This window comes from Kurthia senegalensis, from assembly GCF_000285595.1.
GTDB lineage: Bacteria > Bacillota > Bacilli > Bacillales_A > Planococcaceae > Kurthia > Kurthia senegalensis.
Genome location: NZ_CAEW01000061.1, coordinates 1 through 252, shown reverse-complemented (window position 1 = coordinate 252; position 252 = coordinate 1). Strand labels below are relative to the sequence as shown.

Annotated in this window: 1 rRNA gene; it reads right to left on the bottom strand. The window is 46.8% G+C overall.

Going from position 1 to position 252, the window contains the following annotated elements:
* A 16S ribosomal RNA gene (locus KSHG_RS15655) occupies nucleotides 1-188 on the bottom strand; the annotation flags it as partial.
* Between the last annotated feature and the right edge of the window lie 64 nt (nucleotides 189-252).

Sequence of the window (252 nt, the reverse complement as noted above, 5' to 3'; positions counted from 1 at the left end):
CGAATTATTCGGTATTAGCTCCGGTTTCCCGAAGTTATCCCAATCTACAGGGCAGGTTGCCCACGTGTTACTCACCCGTCCGCCGCTAGGTTATGAAAGTGCAAGCACTTCCAATAACCTCGCTCGACTTGCATGTATTAGGCACGCCGCCAGCGTTCGTCCTGAGCCAGGATCAAACTCTCCATAAAAAGTGTTTGAAAGCTCATTTGCTTTGCTAGCGTTATCTTACTTGATAACAAATTGTTTCGGTTA